Origin of the sequence: Nocardia sp. NPDC058480, assembly GCF_042720495.1 — a bacterium.
Lineage (GTDB): Bacteria > Actinomycetota > Actinomycetes > Mycobacteriales > Mycobacteriaceae > Nocardia.
In genome coordinates, this window is the sequence record NZ_JBHXMN010000013.1 from 70,815 (window position 1) to 86,274 (window position 15,460).

Annotated in this window: 15 protein-coding genes; 11 read left to right on the plus strand and 4 right to left on the minus strand. The window is 68.0% G+C overall.

Features of this window, described 5'->3' with window-relative positions; genetic code table 11:
* Positions 1-132: 132 nt before the first annotated feature.
* Positions 133-1,290 carry a DUF5925 domain-containing protein gene (locus ACFWO8_RS25675; RefSeq protein ID WP_378963747.1) on the minus strand — a complete coding sequence of 386 codons (1,158 nt, stop codon included), beginning with the start codon at positions 1,288-1,290 and terminating at the stop codon, positions 133-135.
* A gap of 98 nt (positions 1,291-1,388) precedes the next feature.
* Here ACFWO8_RS25675 and ACFWO8_RS25680 point away from each other — a divergent pair, with 98 nt between their 5' ends.
* A complete protein-coding gene (locus ACFWO8_RS25680; RefSeq protein WP_378963672.1) occupies positions 1,389-2,957 on the plus strand; it encodes an MFS transporter in 1,569 nt (522 codons plus the stop codon).
* Between the two features lie 69 nt (positions 2,958-3,026).
* Here the strand turns inward: ACFWO8_RS25680 and ACFWO8_RS25685 are convergent, their stop codons facing one another.
* On the minus strand, positions 3,027-3,689 hold the full coding sequence (locus tag ACFWO8_RS25685; protein WP_378963673.1) for an MspA family porin: 663 nt from the start codon (positions 3,687-3,689) through the stop codon (positions 3,027-3,029).
* Positions 3,690-3,727: 38 nt separating this feature from the next.
* Positions 3,728-4,366 carry an MspA family porin gene (locus ACFWO8_RS25690; protein ID WP_378963674.1) on the minus strand — a complete coding sequence of 213 codons (639 nt, stop codon included), beginning with the start codon at positions 4,364-4,366 and terminating at the stop codon, positions 3,728-3,730.
* 194 nt (positions 4,367-4,560) lie between these two features.
* Between ACFWO8_RS25690 and ACFWO8_RS25695 the strand changes: the two genes are divergently transcribed.
* The 7 genes from ACFWO8_RS25695 to ACFWO8_RS25725 are packed head-to-tail and all read left to right on the plus strand — an operon-like array spanning position 4,561 to position 10,751.
* Complete coding sequence (locus ACFWO8_RS25695; RefSeq protein ID WP_378963675.1) at positions 4,561-5,556, plus strand: FecCD family ABC transporter permease; 996 nt, start codon at positions 4,561-4,563, stop codon at positions 5,554-5,556.
* Positions 5,553-6,608 carry a FecCD family ABC transporter permease gene (locus ACFWO8_RS25700; protein ID WP_378963676.1) on the plus strand — a complete coding sequence of 352 codons (1,056 nt, stop codon included), beginning with the start codon at positions 5,553-5,555 and terminating at the stop codon, positions 6,606-6,608. The genes ACFWO8_RS25695 and ACFWO8_RS25700 overlap by 4 nt, the downstream gene beginning before the upstream one ends.
* A 10-nt stretch (positions 6,609-6,618) precedes the next feature.
* A complete protein-coding gene (locus ACFWO8_RS25705) occupies positions 6,619-7,431 on the plus strand; it encodes an ABC transporter ATP-binding protein (RefSeq protein ID WP_378963678.1) in 813 nt (270 codons plus the stop codon).
* Between the two features lie 46 nt (positions 7,432-7,477).
* On the plus strand, positions 7,478-8,473 hold the full coding sequence (locus ACFWO8_RS25710) for an ABC transporter substrate-binding protein (protein WP_378963679.1): 996 nt from the start codon (positions 7,478-7,480) through the stop codon (positions 8,471-8,473).
* Positions 8,470-9,696 carry an enterobactin transporter EntS gene (gene entS, locus ACFWO8_RS25715; RefSeq protein WP_378963680.1) on the plus strand — a complete coding sequence of 409 codons (1,227 nt, stop codon included), beginning with the start codon at positions 8,470-8,472 and terminating at the stop codon, positions 9,694-9,696. Before ACFWO8_RS25710 ends, entS begins: the two co-directional genes overlap by 4 nt.
* Complete coding sequence (locus ACFWO8_RS25720; protein WP_378963681.1) at positions 9,693-10,532, plus strand: siderophore-interacting protein; 840 nt, start codon at positions 9,693-9,695, stop codon at positions 10,530-10,532. Before entS ends, ACFWO8_RS25720 begins: the two co-directional genes overlap by 4 nt.
* Before the next feature lie 3 nt (positions 10,533-10,535).
* Positions 10,536-10,751, plus strand: a complete 216-nt coding sequence (locus ACFWO8_RS25725) for a phosphopantetheine-binding protein (protein ID WP_378963682.1) — start codon at positions 10,536-10,538, stop codon at positions 10,749-10,751.
* A gap of 42 nt (positions 10,752-10,793) precedes the next feature.
* On the opposite strand, the gene ACFWO8_RS25730 is transcribed toward ACFWO8_RS25725, so the two are convergent.
* Positions 10,794-12,392: a (2,3-dihydroxybenzoyl)adenylate synthase gene (locus ACFWO8_RS25730; protein ID WP_378963751.1), complete on the minus strand. Its 1,599-nt coding sequence runs from the start codon at positions 12,390-12,392 to the stop codon at positions 10,794-10,796.
* 144 nt (positions 12,393-12,536) lie between these two features.
* On the opposite strand from ACFWO8_RS25730, the gene ACFWO8_RS25735 reads away from it, so the two are divergent.
* From ACFWO8_RS25735 to ACFWO8_RS25745, 3 genes are all read left to right on the plus strand, one after another.
* Positions 12,537-13,412 carry an SDR family oxidoreductase gene (locus ACFWO8_RS25735; RefSeq protein ID WP_378963683.1) on the plus strand — a complete coding sequence of 292 codons (876 nt, stop codon included), beginning with the start codon at positions 12,537-12,539 and terminating at the stop codon, positions 13,410-13,412.
* Positions 13,413-13,483: 71 nt separating this feature from the next.
* A complete protein-coding gene (locus tag ACFWO8_RS25740) occupies positions 13,484-14,557 on the plus strand; it encodes an isochorismate synthase MenF (protein WP_378963684.1) in 1,074 nt (357 codons plus the stop codon).
* Positions 14,558-14,591: 34 nt separating this feature from the next.
* The gene (locus tag ACFWO8_RS25745; protein ID WP_378963685.1) at positions 14,592-15,260 is read left to right on the plus strand and encodes an isochorismatase family protein; all 669 of its coding nucleotides are present in this window, start codon (positions 14,592-14,594) and stop codon (positions 15,258-15,260) included.
* Positions 15,261-15,460: the final 200 nt, after the last annotated feature.

A 15,460-nucleotide genomic window follows, 5' to 3' on the forward strand; every position in this document is an offset into this window, starting at 1 on the left:
GCCGAAGGCTCTAGTCTCGAGCGCTAACCGGCGGCCCCTTGGGGCCGCGGACACGCGCGCGCCAGCGCGCCAATAAACACAGCGTCAAACCTGCCTGGGACTACCAGACCTCGGATCCACCACTACCGATCGTCAGAGGTACATACCCACATCCGTCGAGTGATCGATAGTCGACTGAATCTGGATCCCACCGTCACGCTGAGCGACCAACTCGGCCAATGTCGCCCCGTCAGGAAAGCCCGACTCATCGACGACGCCGTCCTGCCGTGCCAGCCACTCGCGGGCCTCCGCACCCGACAACCGACCTACCTCGAGTTGAGCCAGGCACCGACCCGGCCGGACGACAGCGGGGTGCAGCCGGGAGAGGTCCTCGTTGGTGGTGATCGCGATCAACACATTGCGCCCCTGCCCGAGCATGCCGTCGGTCAGATTGAGCAGACGCGAAAGCTTCTGCCCCGCAGCCTCTTTAGCCTCGCCGCGAATCAGCTCATCGCAGTCCTCCAGCACGAGCAGCCGCCACCGCCCGTCCTCGTCGTCGCCGTCGGCACCTGCCGCGACTTCCATGAGATAGCCGGGATTGCTGAACAGTTCTTCCGGATCTACGACACAGTCGACCTGACACCATGGCGCCCATGACCGCGCGAGCGCACGCAGCGCGGTGGTCTTGCCGGTGCCGGGCTCACCGTGCAGCAGCACCAGCCGCCCCTTGATATCGGCGACACCGAGCCCCATCAACCGCTCCATGCCCGCGGCCACCGAGCCGGAGTAGTTGCCACGAATCTCCGCCCACGCGGGCGCCGCGATCTGGCGTCGTCTGCGCGCGGGGCGGCGAACGTCCATGTGCCAGAAGCCCATCTCGACTGTGGCCTCGCTGTCACGTGACAGCGCCGCGCCCTCGGTGGCCTGCGCCAGCACCTCGACGGCGAGTTCGTCGCTCACCGCGGTCACTTCGACCGTGGCCGAACCGCTCGCCCATCGCACGGCCCGCAACGCCCAGCCGTCACCGGCCGCGAGCAACGCACTGCTGTCGTCGTCGGCGACCGCGCGCACGATCCGCGAGTCGGCGGGCCGTAGGGCCGCGTCGGGGCGCACCCGGTCCAGGTGGGCCTGGCGGGCGAACGGCTGATCGCCGCGCAGGAAGGGGGCAAGGGCCAGTGCGTCGATCGCGTCGCGGGTCGAATAGGTGGAGTCGATGGTCGCCGACCACGGAAACGGCTCGCCCTGATCCTGCGGCTGACGCGGCGAATCGACGAGCCTGAGCTGTTCATTACGTGTGGACACCGAGCCCATCATCGTGGCCGCCTGCCGGGAATGTCCAATGACTTATGGGGCACACCGCCGCGAAAACTCACTGGCACCGGAGGTGAATCCGTCGGTACGGTCGTAGGGTGACCTCCACTCAGCACGACCAGTCCCCGCCGGAATCCACCGCGAGGGCCGGATTCAAGGAGTGGATCGGGCTGGCCGTCCTCGCCCTGCCGACGCTGCTCATCTCGATGGACCTGAGCGTGCTCTACCTGGCGATCCCCAGCATCAGCGAAGCCCTCGAACCGAGCAGCTCACAACTGCTGTGGATCCTCGACATCTACGGCTTCCTGGTCGCCGGTTTCCTCATCACCATGGGCACGCTCGGCGACCGCATCGGCCGCCGCAAACTCCTGATGATCGGCGCACTGGCCTTCGGCGTCGCCTCGGTGATCGCCGCGTACTCGACCAGTGCGAACATGCTGATCGGCACCCGCGCGCTGCTCGGTATCGCGGGCGCGACCCTGATGCCGTCCACCCTGGCACTGATCCGCAATATGTTCCACGACGACCGCCAGCGCACCGCCGCGATCAGCGTGTGGATGACCAGTTTCATGGTCGGCATGGTGATCGGACCGCTGGTCGGTGGCGCGATGCTGGAGAACTTCTGGTGGGGTTCGGTGTTCCTGGTCGCGGTGCCCGCGATGGTGTTGCTGCTGGGCAGCGGCCCGTTCCTGTTGCCCGAGTACAAGGACCCGAATCCGGGCAAGCTCGACATTCTCAGCGCGATCCTGTCGCTGCTGTCGGTGATGGCTGTCATCTACGGCATCAAGGAGTTGGCTAAGGACGGCTGGTCGATCGAGGCCGTCGGCGTTCTGGTGGCCGGTCTGGTCCTCGGCGCGGCGTTCGTCCTGCGCCAGCAGCGCCTCACCAATCCGCTGATCGACCTGCAGCTGTTCGGCAATGTCCGGTTCAGCGGATCGCTCGTCGCGTTGATGGTCGCCATGCTGGCGATGGGCGGGCTGTTCCTGTTGCTCTCGCAGTATCTACAACTGGTGCTCGGCCTTTCGGCGCTCGAGGCCGGATTGTGGACCGTGCCGCAGGCGGTCGCGATGGTGGTGGCGGCGGGCGTGGTGAGCGCGCTCGCACCCAAGATCCGGCCCGCGTACCTGATGGCGGGCGGCCTGGTGATCGCGATGGCCGGTTACGCGATCTTCACCCAGCTCTCGGGCAGCGATGACCTCGCGTTGATCGTCACCGGCATGGTGGTGTTCTCGCTCGGCCTGAGCCCGATGTTCGTGCTCGGCCTAGACCTGATCGTCGGCGCGGTGGACCCGGAACGCGCCGGTGCCGCCTCCGCCATCTCCGAAACGGGTCAGGAACTCTCGGCCGCACTCGGCGTCGCGGTGATCGGCAGCATCGGCACGGCCGTCTACCGCGGGCAGATGACCGAGCAACTGCCCGCCGGACTTCCAGCGGAGATCACCCACACCGCCGAGGACACCCTCGCGGGCGCCCTGTACGTCGCGTCGGCGCTACCCGAGCCCTTCGGCGCCGAGCTGACCACGATCGCACGCGAGGCCTACGCCCATGCGCTGCAGGTGAATTCGATCGTCGGCATCGGGCTCACCGCCGTCGCCGCAGGACTGGTCGTGATGCTGCTGCGCCACATTCCGGCACCGAACGACCGCGCGGCCGACGAGTTGGACTGACCCAGGACATGCGATGGACCCCGCCGGGAGCGCGATGCTCCCCACGGGGTCCGTACTCACCGGAAGCAATCAGCCAAGGCTGAACGGCTGGCCCCACAGACGCAGCTCGGAACGACCGAACTGGGTGGTCACCTCGACCGCGACGAAGGAACGCGCCTGTGCGTAACCCGCGCAGCCCGCGAGCCCGATCGTCGAGTCGGCCCAGGTCACCGAGCCACTGTCGCCGAAGAACTTGATAGCGGGGACGCTGCTCTGCTCGCCGTAGGCGTTCGGGCCCTCGACATCGAGCAGCCAGAAGGTCGACGCCTGGCCGGGGCCGAGGGTCAGGTTGCCGCCGGTGGTCACACCGCCGCTGCCCTTGTTGCCGTTGACCGCGCCGTTGGCGCCGGCGTTGGCGTTACCGCCGGAGATGTCGACCTGACAGCCGACGACGTAGCCCGGGTAGAGCTTCACGCCCTTGTGCTCACCGTGGACCTGCACCTCGGCCCGGCCGGAGGCCCAGACATTGCGGTGCAGCGGAGTCGCGCCCATGGACGGGCTGATGTTGACCGACTCGTTGACCAGCCGGATGGTCACCGGGGTGCCGTCGGGCAGGGTCTCGGTGATCTCGCCGCCGGGCAGCGGGATGAAGGTGTCGGCGTTCGCGGCGCCGGTGGAGAGCAGACCGAGCGCGACAGCCGCGGCTCCAGCGACGCCGGCCAGGCGGGCGGTCGCCTTCTTGAAGGTGGTCATGGAGAGATTCCTATTCGTCGAAAAGGGGGGCGACCAGGTCAGCCGATGCTGAACGGAGCACCGTAGAGGGTGGTCTTGGAGTAGTTGTCGCCGATGATCTCCACCACGGTGTAGGACCGGGCCTGCGCGTAACCGGCGCAACCCTGGATCTGCAGCTCGACGTCCTTGTAACTGACGTGGTAGTTGCCCTTCTCGACGATGTCGAAGCCCTCGACGCCGACGAACTTCACTTCACCCGGGCCGATCTTGACGCCAAGCGAACCACCCGCGTTCACGCCGCTGGTGGAGATGCCACCGGAGACGCCGGCCGAGATCGCGTTGTCGTCGATGCTCACCTGGCAGCCGACGATGTAGCCGGTGTTGATCCGCGAGGAGCCGTGCGTCGAAGAGTTGTTGGTGCCCGGGTTGCCTGCACCGCCGACCCACGGCCGGGGATCACCCTTCGGGGTCTCGGCGACCTCGGCCAGCACGGTTCCGCTCACCCACGCCACGCGACCGGCGCCGTTGGCCGCCATCGACGGCGAGATCAGGGCACTTTCCCCCACTCGCTTGATCACCACACCGGGACCGGCCTTCTCGCCGTCGGGGAGCGGAACAAAGGTGTCCGCGTTCGCCGATCCGCCGGCAACGGCCAGCGCGGCCGTGGCCAGCGCGGTGGCCGCAAGCATTTTTCGCATCGTGGATGTCCTCATCAACTGTTGTGACCGATTCGCACCGATCTTGAACAGGTGGCACTTTAGACAGGTTAGCCTCACCTATCAAGACCTTGCCTTCACTAAACTCTTTTGCAGTCAGGCAAGGCTCACCTATCTAGCCGTTTCTTAGGCTAACCTCCCAAATGGTGTAGTTCGAAGTGAGAGAGATTCCCCTGATGAGAAGTCCGCGCTGGTTCGGCTGGCTGCTGACGGTCGCACTGCTGATCGCAGCCTGCTTGCTGAGCCTGCTGGTCGGCACGAAATCGATTCCGGTCGGCGAAGTCTGGCTGGCACTGACCGGTCCTGCGACCACGCCCGACCACGTAACCGTCGCCGAATACCGGTTGCCGAGAACGGTTCTCGGACTGCTCTGCGGGCTGGCCCTCGGGGTCGCGGGCTGCCTGATGCAAGGGCTGACCCGCAACCCGCTCGCCGACCCCGGACTACTGGGCGTCAACGCGGGTGCGGCTTTCGCGATCACGATCGCGGTGGGACTACTCGGTATGAATGAGATCACATCCTATGTGTGGTTCGGATTCGTTGGCGCGGCGCTGGTCTCGGTGGTCGTGTACCGGCTCGGCACCGCGGGCCAGACCGGCACCGATCCGATCCGCCTGACCCTGGCCGGCGTCGCCGCCACCGCGGTGCTGGGCGGACTCACCCGGGGCCTGATGCTGCTCGACCCCAAGGCTTTCGACGAGATGCGGCGCTGGGACGCCGGTTCGCTCACCGGCCGCGGGTTCGACATCATCGCGGGCGCCGCGCCGTTCATCGTGGTCGGGCTGCTGATCGCGGCGGTCTGCACACGTTCGCTCAATGTCGTTGCCCTCGGCGATGATCTGGCCCGTTCACTGGGCGTGCACGTAACCCGCACGCGGGTGCTCACCGCACTGGCGCTGGTGCTGCTGTGTGGGACCGCGACCGCGGCCGTCGGCCCGATCGCCTTCGTCGGTCTCGCGGTGCCGCACATCGCCCGCTGGCTGGTCGGTCCCGATCAGCGCTGGATCTTCGGGTACTCGCTGGTGCTCGCGCCACTGCTGGTACTCACCGCCGACATTCTCGGCCGCATCATCATTCGTCCCGACGAGGTACCCGCCGGCCTGGTCACAGCGTTTCTCGGTGCGCCGATGCTGATCTGGCTGGCGCGCCGTTCACGAGTGGGAGCCGCATGAGTACGAAAATCGATTTCGGGCGCACCATGCTGATTGTGCGACCGCGGCGCCTCGGTCTCACCACCAGGATCGGCGTGCGCACCGTGGTGGTGTGCGCGATTCTGCTCGCCATCGCCATCGCCACCGCCGTATTCGCCCTTGGCACCGGCGATTTCCCGATTCCCGCGCCGCGCGTGCTGCGCGCGCTGTTCGTCGGCGACGAGCGCTTCGACCGGCTGGTGGTGTGGGACTGGCGACTGCCGCGCATCCTGATCGCGCTGGCGCTCGGTGCGGCACTCGGCGTCAGTGGCGCGATCCTGCAGTCGGTCACCCGCAATCCGCTGGGCAGCCCCGACATCATCGGGTTCAGCACCGGCGCCTACACCGGTGCGCTGCTGGTGATCCTGACGCTCGGCGGCGGGAACTTCCAGACCGCGGCGGGCGCGATGATCGGTGGCCTCGGCGCCGCCCTGGCGATCCATCTGCTGGCCTTCCGGCACAACGTGACCGGCTTTCGGCTGATCATCGTCGGCATCGGCGTGAGCGCCATGCTCGCCTCGGTCAACACCTGGCTGATCATGCGGGCCGACCTGGACGCGGCGATGTCGGCGGCGGCCTGGGGAGCGGGCTCGCTCAACGGACTGTCGTGGCCACAGGTCGCACCCACGATGATCATCCTGGCCGTGCTGGCGCTGGCGCTGATCCCGGCCGCGCCCCGCCTGCAGATCCTCGAACTCGGTGACGACACGGCGCGTGCCCTCGGGCTCGATGCGAGCAAGGCGACCGGCTGGCTGATCGCGCTCAGCGTCGGATTCACCTCGCTGGCAACGGCCGTCGCCGGGCCGATCGTCTTCGTCGCCCTGGCCGCACCACACCTGGCGCGCAGACTCACCCGCACCCCGTCGATCGCGTTGGTCCCCTCCGCCGCGATGGGTGCGACCTTGCTGATCACCTGCGACTGGATCGCCCAGCACGCCTTCGCACCCACCACCATCCCAGTCGGCATCGTCACCGGCTCGATCGGCGGCCTGTACCTGGCGTATCTGCTCGTCGCCGAAGCGCGACGCAAATAGGGAAAGCGATATGAACGACTCTCACGCCGCGCGGTTGCGCGCCGACCAGGTTCGGCTCGGCTACAAGAACACCACGATCAGTGATCAACTCTCCGTGGACATCCCGGACGGGAAGTTCACCGTGATCATCGGCCCGAACGCCTGCGGCAAGTCCACGCTGCTGCGCGCGCTGGCCCGGTTGCTCACCCCGGAATCCGGGATGGTGCTCCTCGACGGCAAGCCGGTGACCGACTATCCAGCGAAGGAATTGGCCCGTCAGATCGGCCTGCTGCCGCAGACCTCGACCGCGCCCGACGGCATCCGCGTGGCGGATCTCGTTGCCCGCGGCCGCTATCCGCATCAGACGCTGCTTCGTCAGTGGTCGCGCACCGATGAGGAGGCGGTCGCGGCGGCGATGGCGGCCACCGGCATCGCCGATTTGTCGGCGCGTCCGGTCGACGAACTATCGGGTGGTCAGCGGCAGCGGGTGTGGATCTCGATGGTGCTCGCCCAGCAGACGCCCATCATCCTGCTCGACGAGCCGACCACCTATCTCGATATCGCCTACCAGATCCAGCTGCTGGATCTGTGCCGCTCACTCAATCGCGATTCGGGACGCACGATCGTCGCGGTACTGCACGACCTCAACCATGCCTTCCGCTACGCCGACCACCTGATCGCCATGCGCGATGGGCAGGTCGCCGCCTGCGGGCTGCCCGCCGAGATCGTCACCGCGGAGCTGGTCCACGAAGTGTTCTCGCTGCGGTGCCGCATCATCGAAGACCCGGAAACCGGTACGCCACTGGTGATTCCGCTAGCAGAGAACGCCGCGCAGGTGCACTGAGATGACACTGCGCAGCCATCGGAAGAAAATGAGGAAAACCCCGTTCATGTTCACCCATCGATCAACAGGCCGTTTCCGCGCCGCGCTCGCCCTCCTGGTTCTCGCGCTGGTCGCGGTGCTCACCGCGTGCGGTAGCTCGTCCACCGACGCCGCCGACGCAGGCCCACGTGAGGTGCCGTCCGCGAAGGGCACCGTCAAGGTGCCCGCCCACCCGCAGCGCATCGTCGTACTCAACGGCAATCTGGCGGGCTATCTCTACGACCTCGAGGCCACGGTCGTGGCGGCGGATCCGCGCCTGCTCGGCGTCCCGAACAAGCCGGGCGAGTTCCCCGCCGGGTGGGCCGAGGACGCGAAGAAGCAGGGCACGCAGGCTGTGCCGTCCGGCGAGAGCATCAACCTCGAGTTCATCGCCGCCCAGCGCCCCGATCTGATCATCGGCGGCGGCCAGGGCTATCCGGGCCAGCAGTCGGTCAATGCCTACGACCAGCTCAGCGCGATCGCCCCGACCGTGCTGATGCCGACCGAGACCACCTACTGGCAGGACCAGCTGCGGTTCATCGCCGAGACCGTCAACAAGCCCGCCAACGTCGACACCTTGATCGCGAACTACCAGGCCAAGCTGGCCGAGGCCAAGAGCAAGATCAAGCCGCCTGTCGGCGCGACCATGGTGATGCAGTCGATCAAGAGCCAGAAGCCGACCGTCTTCGTGCCCACCGCCGCCCTGCCCGCCCTGCTCGCGGAGGTCGGCTTCACCCTCGACACCCAGCTGGAGGCCAGGGCGGGCAACCCCGCCAAGGAGCAGAGCGCCGACTTCATCAGCTTCAGTCCTGAGCTGATCAACACCGTGATCGACGCGCCGGTGCTGTTCACCATCCCGCTCAGTGGCGGTCGTTCGCTCGAGGAACTGCGTGCCGACCCGATGTACGCCACGCTGCCCTCGTTCACGGCGAATACCGTCTTCGAACTGCCTGCCACCAGCTCGCGGCCCGACTACCGCACCGTCATGACCACCCTCGATCTGCTCGTGGAACGCTTCAAGTGAGCGCTCCCGGCGGACTGCTCATCGACCTCAGCCCCCTGCGGGAGTCGCGCCCCTTCCGGTGCGCGTTCGCGGCGCGGCTGGTGTCGGTGCTCGGCATCGGGCTGCTCATGGTTGCCCTGCCGCTGCAGGTCTATCAGCTGACCGGGTCCAGTGTGCAGGTCGCCGGTGTCGCCACCACGACGGCGGCTGCGCTGTTCCTCGGCAGTCTCGCGGGCGGTGTGGTCGCCGACCGGTACGACCGTCGCTCGGTGATCCAATGGTCGCGCAGTGCCGCGGGTATCGGATTCCTGCTGCTCGGTGTGAACGCCGTGCTGCCGGATCCGGTCTTGCCCGCGATCTATCTCGCCGCTGTCATCGACGGCCTCGCGGGCGGGGTGAGCGGTTCGGCGCTGATGGCCATGGTTCCGGTGCTGGTCGGCCGCGAGAAGGTGGCGGCCGCGGGCGCGCTGGTCTCGCTGACAACCGACCTCGGCACGATGATCACCCCGGCGATCGCCGGTCTGCTCGTCGCGAAAACCGGTGTGGCCACGGCCTATTTCCTCTGCGCCCTCGCGACCACCGCGACCGTCGGGCTGATCACCGCGATCGGACCGTCGCCGCCGCCCGAGCGAGACCTGGAGAACCCGGTGCGTGAGCTCGCCGCGGGCATCTCCTTCGCGGTGCGCCACGAATCCATCCGGCTCATCCTGCTGACCGGGCTGATCGGGATGCTCGTCAGCGGACCGCTGGTGCTGCTACCCGCCTTCGCCGATGTCGAACTCGACGCCGGACCCGGCACCCTCGGCCTGCTCTACGCGGCACCCGGCGCCGGTGCGGTGCTCGGCACGCTCACCAGCGGCTGGATGGGCCGCGTGAATACCGGTCGGGCACTGCTGATCTCGCTGGCGCTGATGCCGATCGGCGTGATCGCGGCCGGGCTGTGGTCGCACGCGGCGCTGGTGTTCCTCGGGCTTGCCGGGTTCGGCCTCGCCAGGGCGGTGAACATGGTGTTGCGCTACACCATGCTGCAACAAGCCACGCCCGACCACATGCGTGGGCGCATGTCGGGTCTGCTCATGGTGCAGTCGGTCGCCGGTACCGCGGTCGGCTCCATGGTGGCCGGATTCGTCGGCCAAATGTTCGCTCCTGGACGCGCGCTCGTGCTCTACGGCGTCGCGGTCCTGGTACTCACCTGCCTGATGGCGCTCGCCGCCGGGCCGCTGCACAGAAAGGAACAACGGTGAAGGATCGCAGTGACTACGCCGCGAGCATCGCCGAGGTGCTCGCCGGGGACCACGGCGCCAAGGTGCCGTACCCGATCGGTCTGCAGGAAGTGGAGGTGTTGCGGGTCGTCCCCGTCGGCGCGGCGCTGCTGCGGATCACCTTCGGCGGCCCGGAGATCGCGCAGTTCCACAGCTACGTGCCGGATGAGCATGTGCGCCTTATCTTCCCGAGCGAGGACGGCGTACTCCGGCTGCCCAAGCTCGAGGGCCAGATGCTCGAGTGGGGAAACCCGCGACCGGTCTCGCGCGAGTACACCGTGCGCCGTCACAGCATCGAAGACGGCGAACTCGACATCGATTTCGTCATCCATCCCGGCGGCCTCGCTTCCGATTGGGCCAGTTCGGTCACCCCGGGCACCAAGGTCCACATCGCCGGTCCGCCCGGCGGCGTCGTTATCCCGGAGTCCTACGACGACTATCTGCTCGCCGGTGACATCACCGCGCTGCCCGCCATCGCCCGCTGGCTCGAGCGCATGCCGCGCGACACCACCGGCTGGGCGCTGATCGAGGTGGCCGGTCCCGAGGAGGAGATCCCGCTCGATTCGCCCGCCGGTGTCACTGTGCGATGGCTGCACCGCGGCGAGCTGGAGCCGGGCACCAGCGACATTCTCGAGCAAGCCGTGCGCGCAGTGGAAGTGCCTGCCGGACACCGCGTTTACGCGTGGGTGGCGGGCGAGGCGGGCTGCCTGCGCGGGGTCCGCAAGATCATCCGCAACGACCTGGGCCTGGGCCCCAAGGACTCGCTCATCGCCGGGTACTGGAAGCGCGGCATCGCCGACTTCGATCGAGAGGACTGAGACATGACCGACGAACAGGTGATCGGTGACGTGGCAGACGTGCTGGGCGTCGACCCGGCCGAACTGACCGCGGCGACCGATCTGCTCGACGCCGGGCTCGATTCGGTGCGCATCATGTCGCTGGTCGAGAAATGGCGCTCCGCCGGCCACGCCGAGGTCGACTTCCCCACGCTCGCAGGCGAGCCCGTCCTCGGATCATGGATCGAACTGCTGGCCTGAGCCGCAGGGGTGGCGTGGCAGGCACGCCACCCCTTGGCGGGTTCAGTTCCCGTACGCGCCGTCGGCCAGCAACTGCCGCAGCTCCTTGCGGCTGGTCTTGCCGACGCCGGTCTCGGGGAACTGTTCGACCACGACCACCGCGTCGGGCATCTTCCAGGCCGCGACCCCGCGACCGCGCACGAACTTGCGCACCGTGATCAAAGTGGGTCGCTGCGCCGGGTCGACCGGCTGCACGAAAGCGCAGATCCGCTGGCCGAGAACGGGATCGGGAATGCCGATGATCACCGCGTCGCGCACGCCGGGATGCTCGAGCAGCAGGGCCTCCAGTTCCTCGGCCGACACCTTCTCCCCGCCACGGTTCACCCAGTCACCGGCCCGGCCCGCGACCACCAGATTGCCGTCGGGCCGCACCGAGACGATATCGCCGGTGCGGTACCAGCCTGCGTCGGTGAAGCTGCGGGCATCGGCCTCGGGATTGTCGTAGTAGCCGCGAATCGTGTACGGGCCCTGGGTGATCAGATTGCCCTGCCCGCCCGGCGCCACCACGACACCGTGGTCGTCGACGACCGCGATCTGGTCGAACTCCGACATCGGCCGCCCCTGGGTGCTCACCACCGCCTCGATCGGATCGTCGAGGCGGGTGTAGCAGACAAGACCCTCGGCCATCCCGAACACCTGCTGCAGGGTGACCCCGAGCGCGGGCCCGATCCGGCGGGCCAGTTCGTCCTGGCAGCGGGCGCCACCCACCTGGAGCACCCGCAGGCTGGACAGGTCGGGTGTCGAGCCCGCCTCGGCGCGCTCGGTCCACAGCCGGGCCAGGGGCGGCACCAGGCCGGTGATGGTGACACCGAACCGCTCGATCAATGGGAAGGCGGTCGCCGGAGTGGGATCGGGCGTCATCGCCACTGTGCCACCGGCCCACAGCGCGCCGAGAATGCCCGGCGAGCTCATCGGGAAGTTATGCGCGACCGGCAGCGTCGCGAGATAGACCGTGTCGCTGTCGAGTTCGCAGATCTCGGCGCTGCGGCGCACGCTGTAGAGGTAGTCGTCGTGGGTGCGGGCGATGAGTTTAGGAATGCCGGTGCTGCCGCCGGACAGCTGCAGGAACGCGACATCACCGGCCGTCGGACCCGGCAGATCCGTTGGCTCGTCACGGAATTCGGCGAGGTCGTCGGTACCGTCGGGCGCCGTCTGATCCTCGTCGAGGACGAGCAGGACATGCCGCAGGCCGGGCACATCGGCGCGCACCGACTCCGCCAGCGCGGCATAGTCGAAACGCTGATACGTCGCGCTGGTGATCATCGCGGTCGCCGCGGCGGCTTTGGCGATCGGCACCAGCTCGGCGGCGCGGTGCGCGGGCAGACAGAATACCGGCAGCGCGCCGAGCTCGAACAGCGCGAAGATCACCTCGACGAATTCCGCACGATTGGGCAGCTGCACCAGCACCCGGTCGCCCGGCGTGATGCCCAGGCGCGCCAGGCCGGTAGCGAGCGAGCGCGACCGGTGGTGGAGTTCGGCGTAGGTCCAGCGGTTGGCGGTGTCGAGGACCGCGATCCGATCCGGAGTGGCGGTGGCGCGCGCGGCGAGTACGTCACCGAATGTCTCACCGGCCCAAAGGTTCTGGCCCCGGTAGCGTTGCATAAGGTCAGCGGGCCACGGGGTGAAGCCGGGGAGTACGGGTTCGGTCAAGTCGAGCACCTCTTTCCAGCGGGCATTCCGGTGTTGCCGTCGGAGGTTCTGAGGGAAGCTAACCAACCGACCGCAGATTCAGGTTAGGCTAACCTCATGCTGAATAGTGATTCCAGCGGACGACTCGTCGTCGTCACGGGCGCGGCCGGGGGTATCGGAGCCGCGATCGCCGCGCGATTCGCTGCCGAGGACCGCGTGGTCTCGCTGTGGGATCTCGACCCGGCGGTGCACGAGACCGCCACCGCCATCGCCGCGACGATGGCGAGCGCCGCCCCGCTCGATGATGACACGTCGCGCCGTAGCGACGGAAGTGCCAGGACGGCAACCCTTCCCAGGAGCGGCGCCGCCGTCCACGGTGTCACCGTCGACATCACCGACGCCGAGGCCGTGCGCGCGGCCTTCGACCGGCTCACCGCCGAGCACGGCACCGTCGAGGTGCTTGTGCACGCCGCGGGCATCATGGTCGGTGGCACTCCGCTCGATCTCGACCCGGCCGGCTGGACCCACTGTCTGACCGTGAACGCCACCGGAACCATGCTGGTCACCCAGCGCGCCGCCACCGAGATGGCCGCCGCGGGAAGCGGAGCGATCGTCGTGGTCTCCTCCAATGCCGCAGCGACGCCCCGGGTCGGCATGGCCGCCTATGGTGCCGCCAAGGCCGCCGCCGTCGCCTTCACCAAATCCCTTGCCCTGCAGGTAGCTCCGCTCGGCGTGCGCGTCAATCTGGTGTCCCCCGGTTCCACCGACACGGCTATGCTGCGCGACCTGTTCGGCGGCACGCCACTCGACGAAGCCGCCGAGACCGCACTGCTCGACGGTGATCCCGCCGCCTACCGGCTCGGAATCCCATTGCGCCGCATCGCCGCTCCCGCCGACGTCGCCTCGGCCGTCCACTTCCTGGCGTCCGACGGCGCCCGCCACATCACCATGCATGACCTGCGGGTCGACGGTGGCGCAACGCTAGATATGTGACCGAAAGGGTGATCACCATCAGTACCGACAGTTCAGACCCCGCTTTCGTACTGTCCCGTCCGCAAAGGACTGTGTCCGCATCCGCGGGCGGGACGATCTTCCGCTCGGCGCACGACGCGGTGACCGCGCTGCGCAGTGGGCGGATCAGCCACATCGTCGGCGCACTACCCTTCACCCCGGGCGCGCCGACGGCGCTGTGGGCGCCGGATTCGGTCACCGTCACCGACTCGCCACACCTGCCCCGGTCGCACGTCGCGGTACCCGGGTTCGAGCTCGACGAGGCGGTACCCGCGCCCGCTGAACACCAGCGCCGCGTCGCCACCGCAGTCGAGCTGCTCGCCGACCCGACGCATCCGATCCGCAAAGTCGTGCTGGCCAGGGCTCTTCGCGCCGTCTCGCCGACACCGGTCCGGGCCATGGACATCCTCGACCTGATGGTCGGCTCCGACCCGCTGTCGAACGGCTTCCTGGTCGACCTCTCCGCCGCCGGTGGGCGATATCCCGGTCGCCATCTCGTCGGCGCCAGCCCGGAGATCCTGGTGCGCCGCAACGGTAACGAGGTGCTGAGTCATCCGCTGGCAGGTTCGACCCGCCGCATTCTCGACAACCCCCAGGCAGACCGCAGGGCCGCCGACACCCTGCTCACCTCGGCCAAGGATCAGGCCGAACACCGCTATGTCGTTGACCAGGTCGCTGCCGTGCTGAGCGACCGCTGTGCCGAAGTCGACACGCCCGCACCGGATCTCACCGAGACGCCGGCGATGTGGCACCTCGGCACCCCGATCTCGGCGACCGTCCCGCTGGCCGGGCCATCCGCGCTGGAACTCGCGGTGGCGCTGCACCCCACCCCCGCGATCTGCGGCACGCCGACCGGCACCGCGGCGCGCCTGATCGCCGAACTCGAGGGCGAGCGCGGTTTCTACGCAGGCGCGGTCGGCTGGTGCGATGCCGACGGCAACGGCGAATGGATGGTGAGCATCCGCTGCGCCGAGCTGTCCGCCGACGGCACCACCCTGCTCGCCCACGCGGGCGGCGGGATCGTCGCCGCCTCCGACCCCGCCGCTGAAGTGGCCGAGACCACCGGCAAATTCCAGCGAATTCTCGGGTCGCTCGGTATCGCCGACCTGCCCGTCACCGTCGGCTGACCCTGCCGACCACTACGCCAACGAGAGACTGATCATGCCCATTCCCCCGATCGCGCCCTACCCGATGCCGACCGCGGACGAGTTCACCGCCGATCGGGTCGACTGGACCGCCGAACCCGGCCGTAGCGCACTGCTGATCCACGATATGCAGCAGTACTTCCTCGACGCCTACGACCTGTATCGCGATCCCGCCCGCACCCTCATCGCCAATATCGCCAAGCTGCGCGACCACTGCCACCAGCTCGACATCCCGGTCATCTACACCATGCAACCCGGCGACCAGCATCCGTCGCGGCGCGGCATTCTCGCCGATTTCTGGGGCACCGGCATGGCCGAGGGCGCCGATACCGAGGTGATCAACGCCATCGCCCCCGATCCGCAGGATATCCAGGTCACCAAGTGGCGCTACTCCGCCTTCCAGCGCACCGACCTGCGTGAACTGCTTGGCTACTACGGCCGCGACCAGCTCCTCATCACCGGCGTCTACACCCACATGGGCTGCATGCTCAGTGCCGCGGAAGCTTTCATGGGCGACGTGCGCCCCTTCCTCGTCCACGACGCCACCGCCGACTTCAGCCGCGATGAACACATCATGGCGCTGAACTACGTCGCCCGCCGCTGCGGGGCTGTCAGCAGCACCGACGATCTGATCCGTCAGCTCGGCAGCGCGAAGGTGAAATCCACTGAGCGCCGATCCGCCTGATCGGCGCCGTCGAGCACAGCTGTGGCACAGCCACTTCCGTCACCGGCGAGGGGTCCTGCCGTTCCGCGCTGAACGACAGGGCTCCTTCGGCACCGGACACTCTGCGCCACTGTTGATTCCGCTCGCCGAGAACGCCGCAGGAGTGGCCGGTTCCGGCGACAGGAAGGCCGATCTGGTGACGCGGGTCACAATCCACTATT